The organism is Curtobacterium sp. YR515 (assembly GCF_900113095.1).
Classification (GTDB): Bacteria; Actinomycetota; Actinomycetes; order Actinomycetales; family Microbacteriaceae; genus Curtobacterium.
Genome location: NZ_FOOD01000001.1, coordinates 898,903 through 913,526 on the forward strand (window position 1 = coordinate 898,903; position 14,624 = coordinate 913,526).

A 14,624-nucleotide genomic window follows, 5' to 3' on the forward strand; every position below is an offset into this window, starting at 1 on the left:
CCCATGCACAGCACTCCCAGGCGCGCCGTCGCGAGCGCCGCCCTGACCGCCCTCGTGGTGGTCGGCGGCGGCCTCGCGACCGCGGTCGCCACGACGTCCCCCGCGCACGCGGTCGCGCCGTTCCCGGTCACCGACCCCTTCGTCGGACTGCCGGTCGGCACGACGATGCCCGCCGGCTGGACCCGGATCGCGACGGACGACGGACAGGCAGCGATCGTCGACCACGGCGCCGCCGGACGGTGGCTGCGGCTGACCGACGACACGAAGCGGGTGAGTTCCGCCGTGTACAACGAGTCGCCCTACGACTCCAGCCACGGCCTGACGGTCGAGTTCGACCAGCGGATGTGGAGCACCACGGACACCGGGTACGCCGACGGGATCGGGTTCTTCCTGCAGGACGCCGCCGTCCCGCTCGACGCGATCGGTCCGGTCGGCGCCGGCCTCGGCTACCACGACGGCACCCGTCCCTGCGAGGAAGGCCTCGACGGCGGGGTCGTGGGGATCGGGTTCGACCGGTTCGGCAACTTCGCGCGTCCCGACGTCGTCCCGAACGCGATCACCGTCCGGGGTCCGGAGCGCGAGTGCTACCCGGTCCTCGCGACCACCGGGGACCTCGGCGACGGGTTCCTCGAAGACCGCGAGACCACGGCCGAGGCGGCCACGCACCGTCACGTGCAGATCGATCTGCTGCCGACCGACGCCGGCGGGATCCGGGTGCTCGTCGCGATGTCCGAGCCGACCGACCCCGGCGCCGACGCGGGCGAGATGCGCGAGGTCGTCAGCGCCGACCTCCCCGCCACGGCACTGCCGGAGCAGGTACGGTTCGGCTTCAGCGCATCGACCGGGGGCCGGACGCAATTCCACGAGATCCGGAACCTGCGGGCGACGCAGCCGACCGACGTCGTCACGACCGCCCACACGCTGACGAACGCGCCGGTCACCCCCGGCGAGGACGTCACGTTCGAGCTGCGGTCGGTGAACGACGGGCCGGCGACGATCGGCGGAGCGGTCGACGCCGTCGCGCGCACGGTGGCGGCGACCGAGGGACTGCCGCTGACGGACGTGCGGTGGACGTGCCGTGCGGAGGCCGGAGCGACGTGCGGCGCCGCTGCGGGACAGGGTGCGGTCGCCGCCGACTGGTCGGGCCCGCCCGGTGGTGCGGTCACGATCGCGGTGCGGGGGACGGTGCCGGTGACGACCCGCTCCGGCCTCCACGCGATGCCCGTCGAGAGCGTCACGGACTTCACGAGCGACCGCCTCGACGCAGCCCGCCCCGCGATCGCACTCGACGGTTCGGTGACCGACGTCGACCTGTCGAACAACGCCGACCGGACCGCGTTCGAGGTCGTCCTGCCCGAGGCCGTCGCGGTCGACGACGAGGGCAGGACGAAGCAGGGCGAGCCGGTGACGATCGACGTCCTCGGGAACGACCCGCTCGACGGGAGCTCGGCGGACCCGGACTCGCTGCGCTTGAGCGGCGACGGGATCGAGGGGGCGGAGCTCTCGGCGGACGGCAAGCGGCTCCGGGTCCCCGGCGAGGGTCTCTGGACGGTCGAGGGTGCGCAGGTGACGTTCACCCCGGAGTCGTCGTTCTCCGGACCGGCGACGGCGGTGCGGTACCAGGTGACGACGCACGCGGGGCAGACCGTGGTGGCGGTCGTCCGGGTCGTCGTGGAGCCGGTCGAGTCGGTGGTCGTGCCGCCGACACCGGACCCGGGCTCGGGCTCGGGCTCGGGCGGCGGCGCGGGACCGGGCGCTGCCTCAGGCTCGGGACCGGGCGCTGCCTCAGGCGCTGGTGACCGCGGGGCGTCCGACGCCGTGGCCGAGCGGGCGAGCGCGCGGGGAGTGCTGGCGTACACGGGCGTGTCCGGGCCGGCCGTCTTCGTCACCGGGGCCGTGGCGGCACTGCTGCTCGCCACGGGTGCGTGGGTACTGCTCGCGCGGCGGCGCGCCGTGGCCGCGGCCGCGCGCTAGCCGCGCAGCGCGGCTCGCACAACGGAAGTCACCTCGAACCAAGCGGAAGCGTGGTTCGAGGTGACTTTCGTCGTGCGCAGCGGGTGCAGCGTCCGTGTCAAGCACCGCTGGCTCCTGGCGGACCTGTGGATTTTCCACATCAAGCCGAAATCGCGACAAACGATATCCTGACGTGTAATATGTAAATGTCACCGTGCAGGAAGGTCAGCCATGTCCTCGTTCGTCTTCATCCAGCCACACCTCCGGTTCGGCGGCGCAGAGCGCCAGACCGTGAGCATCGCGAACGCCCTCGCCGAGCGGGGGCACCGGGTCTCGGTCGTCCTGCACTCGGGCGGCGGTGGACTCGTGGACACACTGCGCTCCGACGTCGACCTGCACGTCCTCGGTCTCGAGAGCCACCTCGCGACCGTCGAGATCGCACGCCGCCTCCACGCCGTGCTCCGTCGCCTCCCGCGGTCGCTCGTCATCGTCAAGCTGTGGTCGTCGATCCTCGCCTGCGCGATGGTGGACCGCCTCGTTGGCGCACGGCACCACGTCTACAACTACTGCGAAGACCTCGATCCCCGCGACCACGCCGCCTTCATCCCCTTCGGTGCGACGAAGCAGCGGCTCATCGGCGGGGTGTTCCGGTCTCGAGAGCACCTCAGCGCCAACACCCGGACCGTCGCTTCCTCGATGGTCGACGTCTACCGGCTCGCCGCTGAACCGACGGTGATCCCGAGCACCATCGACGCCGCAGCCGTCCGTGCCGCCGCCGCTGCTGCCCCGCGACCGCGTCGCGATGTCTTCACGGTCGTGTCGGTCGGCAGTCTCATTCCTCGCAAGGGGCTCGACCTGACCTGGGACGCGCTCCGGGGACTCGAGCGCGATGTGCACTGGCGGATCGTCGGCGAGGGGCCCCTCGCCCGTGAGCTCGCCGCCCTCCAGGAGCGTCCGGGCCCGGTGTCCGTCTCCGTCGAGGGCGGACACGCCAACCCGTACGGCTACATGGCGGCTGCCGACGTCCTCGTGCACAGCGCCCGGAGCGAAGCCTGGGGGATCGTCCTGCTCGAGGCGATGGCCGTCGGCACCCCGGTCGTCGCCGCCGGCGCGATCGGTCCCGTCGAGATGCAGGCCGCGCTCGGCGACCGGCCCGACCTCATGCAGATCACCGATCTCGGCGACGTCGCAGCCGTCCGTCGCGCCGTCGCACGCGCGGCGGCGGTCCCCCGTCCAGACATCACGGCGTTCGACGACTACATCGCTCCCTTCTCCGTCGGACGTGCGGCGACGATGTGGGAATCGCGCGCTGCCCAGCTCCTCGGATCGGCCGCCTGATGCGCGTCCTCTTCGTGTGCAGCAGCGGGGGCCACCTCGACCAGCTCCTCGCCCTGATGCCGGCGCCGGAGGGCGTGGACGTGGCCTTCGCCACGTTCCGCAAGCCGGACTCCCTGCCGAAGCTCGCGGGGCATCGCGTGCACGGCCTCTCCTGGCCGACGAACCGGAGCATCCGAGCGCTGGTCGTCAACCTCTGGATCGCCGTCCGCACGCTCCGCGCCGAACGACCCGACTACATCGTGAGCAGCGGAGCGGCCGCAGCAGTGCCCTTCGCCTACGTCGGAAAGGCCTTCTTCCGGACGCACAACGTCTTCGTCGAGTGCATCGACCGCATCGACAACCCGACCCTGACCGCTCGCCTCGTCCGACCGGTCACCGACCAGTTCATCGCCCAGTGGGACGGCCAGCTCGCCGGGTTCCCGCGTCGCACGCTCGTCAGGAGGAGCAAATGAAGATCATGGTCTCGGTGGGCACGCACGAGCAGCCGTTCCAGCGGCTGCTGGACGCCGTGTCCTCAGCGATGACGGCGCGGTCGGAAGACGAATGGGTCGTGCAATTCGGCGTCGGCACGTGGCCGGACCGGTCTCCGGCGATCCACGCGGCTCCGTACCTGGATGCCGATGCGATGGACTCCTGGCTCGAGTGGGCCGACGTCCTCGTCTCCCAGTCCAGCCCGGGCAACGTGTTCGGAGCACTGGCGGCGGGGACCTGGCCGCTCGTCCTCGGTCGCTCGCGGGTCGCGGGAGAACACGTGGACGACCACCAGATCCGGTTCGCCGCGTCGCTCGAGACGATGGGGTACGCGACCGACGTCCGACGACCGGAGCGGCTGCAGCAGGTCCTCCGGGACGAGGCAGCTCGCAGTCGTGACGACCGCGCCACATCGATCGCCCGCGCGACGAGCACGACCGCGCAGCACCAGGCTGCGTTCCGGAACGACGTCTGGAGCGCACTCGGAGCGTCGACGTGACCGCGCTGACCGGGCGCAGCCTGATCCGACGCGGTCTGGCGGGCTCGACCGTCACGGCGATGTCCCTGGCATCACGGGTGCTCGCGCTCCTCCTGCTGGTGCCGGCAGCACGACTGCTGCCGGTCGAGGACTTCGGGGTGTTCTCCTTGGCGCTCGGGCTCGCCATCGCCGCGGCCAACGTCGTGGGCAGTGCCCCTGCGGACATCACCGCGACGGCAGCGGTAGCGGATCCGGACGCCACGCGGCGTCGGGTCCTCTGGATCGTCGTCCCACTCACGGTGGGGGAGGGCGCGCTCGTGCTCGCCGCCACGATGTGGATGCTCCCGAACCCGATCGTGCTGCTGACGGTGGCGACCGGTCTGTCCGCCGTCGGCCCCGTGCTCGCCATGAACGTCCTCCGCGGCGCCGGGCGACCGGCGCTCGGTGCGGCCCTCCCCTACCTCGCCGTGCCACTCGCCAGGTGTGCCGCAGCTGAGCTCGCGCTGTGGACCGGGACGGACCTGACGGGGCTGATGGCCGCTGTCGCCGCATCCGGGATCGTTGCGGGTCTGGGATGCGTGGTCGTCCTCGCGTCGGTTCCGGTGGCGACCGCTCCGACCTCGGACAGGCCGCAGCCGTCCGGCTCGGGCGGCCGGAGTGTCGCCTTCCTCGCCGGTGCGGCGGTCAGTGTGACGTGGATGCTCCTCGCGCAGGGTGGCACCGTCGCGCTCTCCGTCACGGCAGGGCCGGCGATCGTCGCCGCGTTCGTGCCCACCGCCCGGGTGTGCGAGTCGCTGACCGCCATCGGCATCGGGTACAAGGCCGCTGCGACACAGCGGCTGCACGGGACGCGTGACGGCCGGCTCCCTCGTGGCGCACTGCTGACGCTCCTCGGTGTGTTCGTCGCCGCGGGCGGTGCGGTCCTCGCCGTCGCGCCGTGGGCTGTCCCGGCCGTGTTCGGTCCGGAACTCCGATTCCTGTCCGTGCCCGCGGTGGCACTCATCGCGTCCGCGGCGATCTCGGCACTCGTCGCCGTGAAGCTGCAGGCGCTCTTCGCTGCTCGGCGGTACCGGCGGATCCTCCTCGCGACGTGCGGCACCCTCGCCCTGGCAGTCGTCCTCGTCGGCGCCGGTACCGCGGTCCTGCACGTCGACGGCGCCGCCGCCGCGACGGCGACGGCGGTCGGAGCGTGGATGGTGTTGCTGTCCGTCCGCACCCGCACCGATCGGGGGCTCCCGTGCTGATGCTCACGGTCCTGGCGACCGCAGCCGCCGCCTTCGTGGTCGTCCTGTGGGCGATCCCGGCAACCTGGCTCCTCCCCATCGCACTCGCGGTCACCGCCTTGGTACCCGTCGGTCGTCTCCCCTTGCCGGAGTTCGTCACGGTCCTGAGCCCGGGTGCACTGGTCGTGCTGGTCTGGGCGCTCCGTCGCGAACACCAGGCGAAGCGTCGACCTCCCGCCGTCGTGACCGTCGTCTGCGCAGCCGTCGCGGTCCTGCTCGTCGTCGGCACACTCACGAGCATGTCGACGCAGCGTTCGTTCGGCTGGGGCGCCACGTTCGTCCTGCTCGTACTGGTTCCGGCGGTCGGGTATCGGCTGCCGTCGGCCGAAGCCGCTCGCCTGCTCGACACCTGGGTCTGGCTGGCCGCAGGACTTGCGGTGTTCGGCATGATCGAGCGGTTGCTCGGGGCCAACCCCGTGTACGGCGGGGTGTTCGCCGGGGGCGACTTCCCGATCGTGCAGTACTGGAGCGACTACCGGGTGACGACGACGCTCGGACACCCGCTCCACAACGCCCTGTTCTTCGCAGCGGGCACGGTCATCGCCGTGGGGCGCTTCGTCGAGCGGGGTCGGACGAGCACGCTGCTCGCAGCGGCCCTCGGGCTCGTCGGCGTGTTCCTCACGATCAGCCGAGGCGGGATCGTCGCAGTGGCGGTCGGGGTCGCCATCGTGGCGATCGGCCCTGTGCTCCGCAGTGCTTCCGCGGTCCGTGCCTCGCGGGCGAACGCTCGGGGTCTGCTCGCGCTCGCAGCAGTCGGCGCCGGACTGGCGGCAGTCGCGACGTCACCCGTCTTCCAGGAGCGGCTGCAGTCGTCCAACGGGATCGCGTCGGCGCGCGCACGTGACGAACTCGGGCCGCTCGTGTGGTCGGTCTCCGAACAGCTCGGCCACCTGGGTTCGGGTCCCGGCACGTCCAATGCACTGTTGGAGGCCCGCGGAACGCCGACCGTGATCGAGAACTCCTGGTTCCAGCTCCTCCTGAGCCTCGGGCTGCCTGGTGCGCTCCTCGTCGCCGTCCTCGTCGCAGCCGCCGCGTGGACGGCCCTGCGCACCGGGTCGCTCAGCGCTGCCGCCGGCCTGGCAGCGATCTCGACCTCGGCGGCGGGCTTCAACTGGATCGAGTCGAATCGGCCGGGGATGCTGTTCCTCGGCCTGCTCGTCGCGGCCGCGCTCTCCGCCAGCGAGCGGGACACCGGATCGTCGGAGACGGGCGGGCTCAGCCGGGCGACGGCGACCCCACCGTTCCCTCGTCAGACGCCGGGTACGCTCAGCGCCGGGATCGCCGCCGGGTCGGACGCATCGAGGAACTCCGTCAGCCGCTCGGGCTCGCCCGGCTCCTCGATCGCCGAAGCCGCCCGCCGCAACGCGAACAGCGCCCGCAGCACGCCCCGGTTCGGCTTGTGCGACCACGGCACCGGCCCGGCACCGCGCCAGCCCGCCTTCCGCAGCGCATCGAGCCCACGGTGGTACCCCACCCGCGCGTAGGCGTAGGACTCGAGGGTCGCCCCACGCTCCCACGCCTCGTCGGCGAGCAGTGCCCACGCCAGGCTCGACGCCGGGTGCGACACCACGACGCTCGCGACGGGAGCATCGGCGGCGAGGGCGGCGGTCACCTCCGGCTCGGCGGGCAGGAGCGTCTCGGGGTTCGCGGTCGGGTTCGGCAGCAGGTTCTCCGGCATGCCCTCCAGCCTGTCACGGCTCGAGGGCCTTGCGCGGCGCGAGACTCCCGGCGTACCGTGGTCGGGTCCTCGTCGTCATCGCGAGGCCACCGGTGCGGGACGACCGACCGGCGGTGCGGGTGGCGGTCACGCAGGGCTCCCCGACGGAAGTGGACGAATTGCTGTCGATCACCGGATCTGCTCAGCCCTCGCGCTGACACCGTGATCGTCGCGCCCCGTCGGGCGCTCCGCCCTCCCGTGGCGGGACCGGTGTCGTGCGCCCAGCATCGACCACCGGGGAGGCACCCGTATGCCCATCAGTCCGTCCGTCGTCCTGAACGACCTCAGTTTCGCCTGGCCCGACGGCACCGTCGCGCTCAGCCACCTCACCACCGCCTTCGGCCGTGGCCGGACCGGCCTGGTCGGGAGGAACGGTGCCGGCAAGTCGACCCTCGTCCGGCTGGTCACGGGTCGGCTCCACCCCACGTCGGGCACCATCACGACGTCCGGCCCCGTCGACCACCTGCCGCAACGCCTGCAACCGCAGAACGACGACGCGGTCGCCGACCTCCTGCGCATCCGTCCGACCCTGACGGCCCTCCGCGCGATCCTCGGCGGTGACGCCGCTCCGGAGCACTTCGACGCCGTGGGCGACGACTGGGACCTCGAGGAACGTGCGGCCGCGGCGCTCGACGGCATCGGCCTCGGCATCGGCGCCGACCTCGAGCGTCCGGTGAGCACCCTGTCCGGAGGCCAGGCCGTCCTCGTGGCGGTCGCCGGCATCCGGCTGCGGGGGCTCCCGATCGCGTTCCTCGACGAGCCGACGAACAACCTCGACCGGCGTGCCCGGAGCATGTTGCTCGACATGGTCGACGACTGGCCGGGCACCCTCGTCGTCGTCAGCCACGATCGCGAGCTCCTGGAGCACGTCGACGAGGTCGCCGAGCTCCGCGCGGGCGCCATGACCGTGTTCGGCGGGACCTTCAGCGCGTTCGAGGAGCACCTCGCGGTGCAGCAGGCCGCCGTCGAACGCGAGGTCCGGGTCGCCGAGCAGCGACACCGCACCGAGAAGCGGCAGCGCATCGAGGCCGAGACGAAGATCGCCCGTCGGGCCCGGTCCGGGGTGAAGGCCGCCGAGGGGATGCCGAAGATCTTCGCGAACGAGATGCGGAAGCGCGGCGAACAGACCGCCGGGCGGCTCCGCACCGGGTACGCCGAGGACGAGGCCGCCGCACTCGCCACCAAGCGCGAGGCAGAGGGGCGGCTGCGGGCGGACGAGTCCATCCACGTGACGCTCCCCGACCCGGACGTGCCGTCATCGCGGCAGATCGCGACGATCACGCTGCGCGGGCGGGCGACGATCGTGCAGGGCCCGGAGCGCATCGCCGTCGCCGGGGACAACGGCGTCGGCAAGACGACGCTCCTCGAGCAGCTCGTCGGGGTGCCCGGCGCGCGGGCGCACCCGTTGCCCGACACGACTGCGGTCCCGCACGTCGAGCGCATCGGCTACCTGCCGCAGCGGAAGGACTCACTCGACGACGCGCTGTCGGTGCTCGAGAACGTCCGGCGGGATGCCCCGCACGTCCCGCCGGCCGAGGTGCGGAACCGGCTGGCGAAGTTCCTGGTCCGTGGGGACACCGTCGACCGCCCGGCCGGCGCGCTCTCGGGCGGGGAGCGGTTCCGGGTGGCGCTGGCGAGCCTCGTGCTCGCGGATCCCCCGCCGCAGCTGCTGGTGCTCGACGAGCCGACGAACGACCTCGACCTGACGAGTGTCGACCAGCTCGTGGACGCGCTCCGGGCGTACCGCGGGACCCTCGTGGTGGTCAGTCACGACGAGACGTTCCTCGACCGCCTCGACCTCACCACGCGCATCGAGCTCCGCTGACCAGGGTCGGTCGCGGCAACCCGGGTCGTCCGCACGGAACGGTGGGACGACGAATGCCCCGGCCGACTGGTCGGGGCATTCGTCGGACTGCTACTCCGCGGTCAGGGTGAAGGTGACGTCGTCGACCCCTGCGCTCTTGAGGGTGCGCGTGAAGGTGTCGGCCGTGATGGCGGCGCCGGTGACGTAGGACCACTTGCCCTCCGCATTCGCCGTGACGTCCATCAGCCACTTCGATCCGCTGTGCACACCGATGCGAGCGCCGGCGGGGGCGGTGCCTTCCACGAGCTGCTTCGTACCCTTCGCGAACGTTGCGGTCGACACCGTCAGCCCGGCAGCGTCGACCTTCTCGGCAGTGAGGACGAAGGTGACGTCGTCCTGCCCCGCGGTCTTCAGCGTTCGGGAGAAGGTCTCGGTCATGATCGCGGAACCAGTCGTGTACGACCAGGCACCGTTCTGGTCGGCCGTGACGTCCATCAGCCGCTTGGTCCCGCTGTAGACATCGATCCGTGCGCCGGCGGGAGCAGTGCCTTCGATCACCTGCTTCTGGCCCGTGACGAAGCTGGTCGTCGACACCGTCAGCGGAGTCACCTCGGCCTCTGCCTCGGCGGAGACGGCGGTGGCGGTCACCTTCTGCGATCCGAGGTGGAAGGTCACGTCGAAGCGCTCGAGCTGCGTGGACAGGGTGATCCCACCGGCGTGGAATCGACCGTCGGCACCCGCGCGGACACCGACGAGGGTGACCGGCGTCCCCTGAGCGGCGTCCTGGGGGACACCCGTGATCACCAGATCGGCGTTCGGCGCGGCCGTACCCGTGAGGACGAGCTTCCCGCCCGGCGTGAAACGGATCGGGTCGACGACGATCGGTACCTCGTCACCCGCCTCGTGGGTCGGGAGCAGGGTGACCCGGGCGCTGTGCTGGCCGTCACCGACCACCACGGAGAACCGCCCCTGAGCAGCGCCGGGGCTCGTCAGGGACCAGGCACCAGTGGCGTCGGCCGTTGCGGTCTCGACACCGGAGCCGCCGGGCAGGTTCATGACGTGGATCTCTTCGCCTGCGGCAGCGGTCCCGGAGATGGTCACGCGTTCGCCGGAGACGAAGGACTGGACCGCATCCACGGCGAACTGCGCTTCGGTGGCGTGCTGGGACGCCGAGGACGGCGCAGCAGAGGCGGCGGACGAGAACCCGACCGGGGCGAGGAGCGCCGCGCAGAGCGCTGACGCGACGGCAGTGCGTTTGACGAAGCTGTTCATGATCATCCTTTCGCGCGACGATCGCGCACTGAAATACGATACATGAACATTTCAGCTTGTTCCTGGGTGTCAGCGCCGCCGCGTCGGCCGGATCGCCAGCGACTCGATCGTGCCCCGCTCCGGCAGGTCGACGACGGTCCGGACGGCGTCGGCCACGTCCGAGGGCGCGAGGTAGTAGTCGGTGTCGTAGTCCTCGCCGAGCTTCTCGGTCAGCGCCCGCTGCATGTCCGAGTCCGTCCGGCCCGGGTGCACGCTCGACACCCGGACGCCGTTCGCCCGTTCCTCTTCCCGCAGGGCATCGGCGAACGCCCGCAGCGCGAACTTCGACGCCGCGTACACGCCACCTCCGGGGCCGGAGTGGAACCCGGAGCCGCTGTTGATCGGCACGACGATGCCCCGCGCGGCGCGGAGGGCCGGGAGGGCGAGCCGCGTCAGCTCGGCGACCGCGAACACGTTCGTGGCGAAGACCTGCTCCCACACCTCGCGCGGGGTGTCCGCGACGGTCGTGCCCTGCTCGACCCCGGCGGAGTGCACGAGGACGTCGAGGCGCTCCGGCAGCGGCGGGAACTCGCCCGCGCCGAGGTCGCCCACGAACGGCGACGCGCTGGGCAGCTCGGCGACGAGTGCGTCCACGGCGGCGGCGGTCCGGCCGCCGACGAGCACGTGGTGCGTGCGTCCCAGGTCGAGCGCGATGGCCCGGCCGATCCCACGGGTCGCGCCCGTGACGAGTGCGGTCGGACGGACGGGAGGCGCGGTGTCGGTCATGCGCACCACCCTACGGAAGGCGCGGGGCGGGCCGGCACCGCGCCTCCCGGCCTGTGGAGAACCGGACGACGGCCGCGGGGCGGCCCGGCACCGCGCCTCCTGGCCGTCAGACCCGGGACGTGTCCGCGGCGAGCCGGCGACGACACCGGACCGTCCACACGGCGACCGCGGCGGCCGCCGCCAGCACGACGAGCACGACCACGCCCCACGGCGACCCCGCGAAGGCCGCGAGCACCGCCCAGAACAGCGCGATCCCCACCGTCGCGTACACGAACGCCCATGCCACGCAGCCCGGGACCATCGCGATCGTGTACCGCCACCACGGCACCCGGGCGATGCCGGCGGCCGCGTTCATGATCGTCTGCAGGCCCACGGTGAGGAAGCTGACCGTGACGACGGGCAGCCCCCAGCGGTCGAGCAACGCAGAACCCCGTCGGACCGCCGCCGAGTCGAGCCAGCGGCCCCAGCGGGACCGCGCCGCGCCGGTGACCGCGAGTCGTGCCAGCCAGTAGGTCGCCTGCGCGCGGCAGAGCACCACGACGAAGAGCGCGAGGACCAGCCACCAGAACGGGAGCCCCTCGAGGAAGGACGGCACGGGCGAACCGTAGCGACCCCGACCGGGAATGTCCCGTCAGCGGCGGTCGGCGTCCTCGCGGATCTTGATGCCGTCCAGGACGTCCTGCGCGCGCTTCTCGTCCTGCTTCTCGATCTGCCGGGTGTCGCGTTCGGGGAGCTGGATGTCCTCCTCCGCACGGATGCCGGCCTGCAGCTGCCGTCCACGCTCGAGCTCGGCGTCGAACTCCGCGCCGAAGAGCAGCGCGTTGTTCGTGATCCACACCCACAGCAGGAAGACGATCACGCCACCGAGGGATCCGTACGTGGCGTTGTAGTTCGAGAAGTTCCCGACGTAGAAGCCGAACCCGACGCTGGCGACGACGAGGATCAGGATGGCCACGATCGACCCGCCGCTGACCCACCGGAACTTCGGCTGCTTGACGTTCGGCGCCCAGTAGTAGAGCACCGCGACGACGATGATCGCGATGACGAGCAGGATCGGCCACTGCACGATGCTCAGGACGGTCGCGGCAGCGTCGCCGAGCCCGATCACGTCGCCGAAGCTGCGGGCGAGCGGGCCGGACACGAGCGCGAGCAGCCCGAGGACGAGCAGGACGACGGTGAAGAGCGTGACACCGAGCATGGTCGGGCGGAGCTTCCAGATCGGACGCCCCTCGCGGACGTTGTAGATCCGGTTCATCGCGCGGCCGAACGCGCCGACGTACCCGGAGGCCGACCAGAGCGCACCGACCACACCGACGATGAACGTGATCGGCGCCGCGGGCGAGCGCACGAGTCCCTCGATGGGGTCCCGGAGCAGGCTGACGACCTGCTCGCCACCGATGTTGTTGACGAGGTCGAGCAGCGTGTCGATCGTCTTCTTCGGGTCGGACACGAGCCCGAGGATCGACACCACGGCCAGCAGACCGGGGAAGAGCGCGAGCACGGTGTAGTAGGTCAGGCTCGCGGCGAGGTCGGTGCACTGGTCGCTGGAGAACTCGCGGAGCGTCTTCTTCAGCGTGTAGACCAGCGTGGGCTTGGTGAGGTCCGCCGGGCTGTCGGGCTTGCGGGGGTCGTCGGGTTCGGGCTTGTGCTGCTCGCGTGCCACGGGACTACCCCCTCGCCTTCAGAGCCTGCTTCGAACGCTTGGCGGCCTGCTTGCGGTTCTTCGTCGCGCGGCGCTGGACCGCGGCGATGCCGGCGCGCTGCTTGACGCGTGCGCGGTGCTGCGGGTCGCGTTCGAGCGACTCCTCGGCGGCCTTCGCGCGGGCCTTGCGCCCCTTGCGTCCGGGCTGGCTCTGCTCGGCGGCGCCCGGGCCGTCGCCGCCACGGGCCCCGAACGGCAGCAGCGCGGTGAAGGCCGACGATGCGGGCGGCTCGGCGAGGTGCCCGGCGGGGTTGTTCCGGATCGCGATGCCGACGACGATCGCCGCGACACCGGCTGCAGCGGTCACGCCCATCGCCACGAGCGGGGTGGGGTCGCGGTGCCAGCGCTGCTTGGTCTTCGCGATCGCCAGGCGGGTGCGCGCCGGGATGTCCGCACGACGACGGATCTCGGTCACGGTGTCCGTGATGCCCTCACGTGTGCGGACGTTCGCGAGTTCGAGCTCGGGGAGACTGTCCTTGGCCATTCCCCATTTCGTACACGCTCGGGCCGGGGTCGTGTCCAGCCCCGGGCGTGTCCCGCGCACGGCGGACGCGGCCGGCGGCGTGCGGTGGGCGCGACCGGACGGCGGCCTGGAGGCGCGGGTCGGGCCCGCACCGCGCCTCCAGTCCGTGCCGCCGGAGCGACAGATCCGTGGGCCGGCCCGTCGCCTGTGCCGCGGAAGCGACAGGGTGCCGCGGGACCGCGGCGGCAGACTGTCGCTTTCGCGAAGCGGGCCCGTCGGGCGTCAGGACGGGACGACGACGTCCTCGGGCAGGCCCGACGCCGCGGAGCGGCCCGCCGCCTCCATCAGCGCGAGGCTCCGCAGGTTGTCGCGACCGCTCGTCGCCGGCGCGGGACCACCGGACACCGAGCGCGCGAACGCCTGCAGCCCGCCCTGTCGATCGGTGTGCGCCATCGTCGGCAGCTCGACCGCCTCGGCCTCGTCGTCCTGCGTCCGGCGGACCGTCACGCGGTCCCCGGCCACCGCGTTCGGCTCCCCCGAGCGGCTCGTGAACCACAGTTCGCCGTCCTCGCCCTGGATGCTCCACTCGCCCGCCCAGGCCGTCCGGGGGCCGCGCGAGAGCCAGCTGCCGCGGTAGCTGACCACGAGGCCGTCGTCGAGCTCGATGATCATCGAGGCGACGGCTTCGTCCTGGTACTTGCTGTACGACGGGTACGACGACTTCGCGAACACGCGGACGGCCTCGCGACCGGTGATCATCCGGAGGAGGTCGAAGTGGTGGATCGCCATGTCGTTGATCATCGCGTGCGGGAACCGGTAGTGCGGGTGCTCCTCGAACGCGAGGTCGTTGTCCCACTGCCGGAAGTCGACGTTGATCGCCGAGAGCTCGCCGACGGTGCTCGCGGCGAGCAGGTCCTGCACGACCCGGGGTGCCGGGTACCAGCGGTAGTTCTGGCTGACCTGCAGCACGAGCCCGAGCTCCTCGGCGCGACGGACCGCGGTGACGGCCTCGTCCGTGGTGTTGGCGAAGGGCTTCTCGACGAGGACGTGCTTGCCGGCCTCGAGCGCCTCGAGGGCGAGCGGCACGTGCGTCACGGCGGGGGCGGTGATCACGACGGCATCGGCTTCGACCCCGGCGAGCGCCTCGGTGAGGGACGCGAACGCCGCCGACTCCGGCAGGCCGAGGTCCGACCGCACGGCGTCCAGTGTCGCCGGGACCGGGTCGACGATCCCGACCACCTCCACTTCGGTGACCTCCGGGATGGCGGTGCGGGCCCAGTTGCCGCCCCACCCTCCGAGACCGACGTGGATGATCCGGACCGTCATGCGTGCACTCCTTCGTGGCTGGCGCCCCACGACTCCCGCGGCGCGTGCGTCC

General features: G+C 72.0%; 13 protein-coding genes. 6 read left to right on the forward strand and 7 right to left on the reverse strand.

Features of this window, described 5'->3' with window-relative positions:
• The first annotated feature begins 3 nt into the window (after positions 1–3).
• The 5 genes from BM028_RS04155 to BM028_RS04175 all read left to right on the forward strand — a co-directional run bounded on the left by BM028_RS04155 (position 4) and on the right by BM028_RS04175 (position 5,484).
• On the forward strand, positions 4–1,974 hold the full coding sequence (locus tag BM028_RS04155; protein ID WP_092384702.1) for an Ig-like domain-containing protein: 1,971 nt from the start codon (positions 4–6) through the stop codon (positions 1,972–1,974).
• A gap of 210 nt (positions 1,975–2,184) precedes the next feature.
• Complete coding sequence (locus BM028_RS04160; protein WP_092384704.1) at positions 2,185–3,291, forward strand: glycosyltransferase; 1,107 nt, start codon at positions 2,185–2,187, stop codon at positions 3,289–3,291.
• Positions 3,291–3,743, forward strand: a complete 453-nt coding sequence (locus tag BM028_RS04165; protein WP_217647219.1) for a glycosyltransferase family protein — start codon at positions 3,291–3,293, stop codon at positions 3,741–3,743. Before BM028_RS04160 ends, BM028_RS04165 begins: the two co-directional genes overlap by 1 nt.
• On the forward strand, positions 3,740–4,261 hold the full coding sequence (locus tag BM028_RS04170) for a glycosyltransferase (protein WP_092384706.1): 522 nt from the start codon (positions 3,740–3,742) through the stop codon (positions 4,259–4,261). Before BM028_RS04165 ends, BM028_RS04170 begins: the two co-directional genes overlap by 4 nt.
• Positions 4,258–5,484 (forward strand): hypothetical protein, encoded by a 1,227-nt coding sequence (locus BM028_RS04175; protein ID WP_092384708.1) that lies wholly within the window; start codon positions 4,258–4,260, stop codon positions 5,482–5,484. Before BM028_RS04170 ends, BM028_RS04175 begins: the two co-directional genes overlap by 4 nt.
• A gap of 1,288 nt (positions 5,485–6,772) precedes the next feature.
• On the opposite strand, the gene BM028_RS04180 is transcribed toward BM028_RS04175, so the two are convergent.
• Positions 6,773–7,201 (reverse strand): DUF3151 domain-containing protein, encoded by a 429-nt coding sequence (locus BM028_RS04180; RefSeq protein ID WP_092384710.1) that lies wholly within the window; start codon positions 7,199–7,201, stop codon positions 6,773–6,775.
• Between the two features lie 289 nt (positions 7,202–7,490).
• Between BM028_RS04180 and BM028_RS04185 the strand changes: the two genes are divergently transcribed.
• A complete protein-coding gene (locus BM028_RS04185) occupies positions 7,491–9,065 on the forward strand; it encodes an ABC-F family ATP-binding cassette domain-containing protein (RefSeq protein WP_092384712.1) in 1,575 nt (524 codons plus the stop codon).
• 90 nt (positions 9,066–9,155) lie between these two features.
• On the opposite strand, the gene BM028_RS04190 is transcribed toward BM028_RS04185, so the two are convergent.
• The 6 genes from BM028_RS04190 to BM028_RS04215 all read right to left on the reverse strand — a co-directional run bounded on the left by BM028_RS04190 (position 9,156) and on the right by BM028_RS04215 (position 14,572).
• A complete protein-coding gene (locus tag BM028_RS04190) occupies positions 9,156–10,316 on the reverse strand; it encodes a hypothetical protein (protein WP_175495981.1) in 1,161 nt (386 codons plus the stop codon).
• A gap of 69 nt (positions 10,317–10,385) precedes the next feature.
• On the reverse strand, positions 10,386–11,081 hold the full coding sequence (locus BM028_RS04195; protein ID WP_092384992.1) for an SDR family oxidoreductase: 696 nt from the start codon (positions 11,079–11,081) through the stop codon (positions 10,386–10,388).
• A gap of 106 nt (positions 11,082–11,187) precedes the next feature.
• Positions 11,188–11,676, reverse strand: a complete 489-nt coding sequence (locus BM028_RS04200; protein WP_092384716.1) for a DedA family protein — start codon at positions 11,674–11,676, stop codon at positions 11,188–11,190.
• A 36-nt stretch (positions 11,677–11,712) separates the two neighbouring features.
• Positions 11,713–12,744 carry a YihY/virulence factor BrkB family protein gene (locus BM028_RS04205; RefSeq protein ID WP_092384718.1) on the reverse strand — a complete coding sequence of 344 codons (1,032 nt, stop codon included), beginning with the start codon at positions 12,742–12,744 and terminating at the stop codon, positions 11,713–11,715.
• Between the two features lie 4 nt (positions 12,745–12,748).
• Positions 12,749–13,267 (reverse strand): hypothetical protein, encoded by a 519-nt coding sequence (locus BM028_RS04210; RefSeq protein WP_070417102.1) that lies wholly within the window; start codon positions 13,265–13,267, stop codon positions 12,749–12,751.
• A gap of 261 nt (positions 13,268–13,528) precedes the next feature.
• Entirely contained in the window at positions 13,529–14,572 is a 1,044-nt protein-coding gene (locus BM028_RS04215; RefSeq protein ID WP_070417103.1) for a Gfo/Idh/MocA family protein, read from the reverse strand.
• Positions 14,573–14,624: the final 52 nt, after the last annotated feature.

Bases quoted from the DNA above. Each gene is read 5' to 3' on its own strand.
- BM028_RS04210 (WP_070417102.1), bottom strand. From the start codon at position 13,267: ATGGCCAAGGACAGTCTCCCCGAGCTCGAACTCGCGAACGTCCGCACA.
- BM028_RS04190 (WP_175495981.1), bottom strand. From the start codon at position 10,316: ATGAACAGCTTCGTCAAACGCACTGCCGTCGCGTCAGCGCTCTGCGCG.
- BM028_RS04195 (WP_092384992.1), bottom strand. From the start codon at position 11,081: ATGACCGACACCGCGCCTCCCGTCCGTCCGACCGCACTCGTCACGGGC.
- BM028_RS04180 (WP_092384710.1), bottom strand. From the start codon at position 7,201: ATGCCGGAGAACCTGCTGCCGAACCCGACCGCGAACCCCGAGACGCTC.
- BM028_RS04160 (WP_092384704.1), top strand. From the start codon at position 2,185: ATGTCCTCGTTCGTCTTCATCCAGCCACACCTCCGGTTCGGCGGCGCA.
- BM028_RS04215 (WP_070417103.1), bottom strand. From the start codon at position 14,572: ATGACGGTCCGGATCATCCACGTCGGTCTCGGAGGGTGGGGCGGCAAC.
- BM028_RS04170 (WP_092384706.1), top strand. From the start codon at position 3,740: ATGAAGATCATGGTCTCGGTGGGCACGCACGAGCAGCCGTTCCAGCGG.
- BM028_RS04165 (WP_217647219.1), top strand. From the start codon at position 3,291: ATGCGCGTCCTCTTCGTGTGCAGCAGCGGGGGCCACCTCGACCAGCTC.
- BM028_RS04185 (WP_092384712.1), top strand. From the start codon at position 7,491: ATGCCCATCAGTCCGTCCGTCGTCCTGAACGACCTCAGTTTCGCCTGG.
- BM028_RS04155 (WP_092384702.1), top strand. From the start codon at position 4: ATGCACAGCACTCCCAGGCGCGCCGTCGCGAGCGCCGCCCTGACCGCC.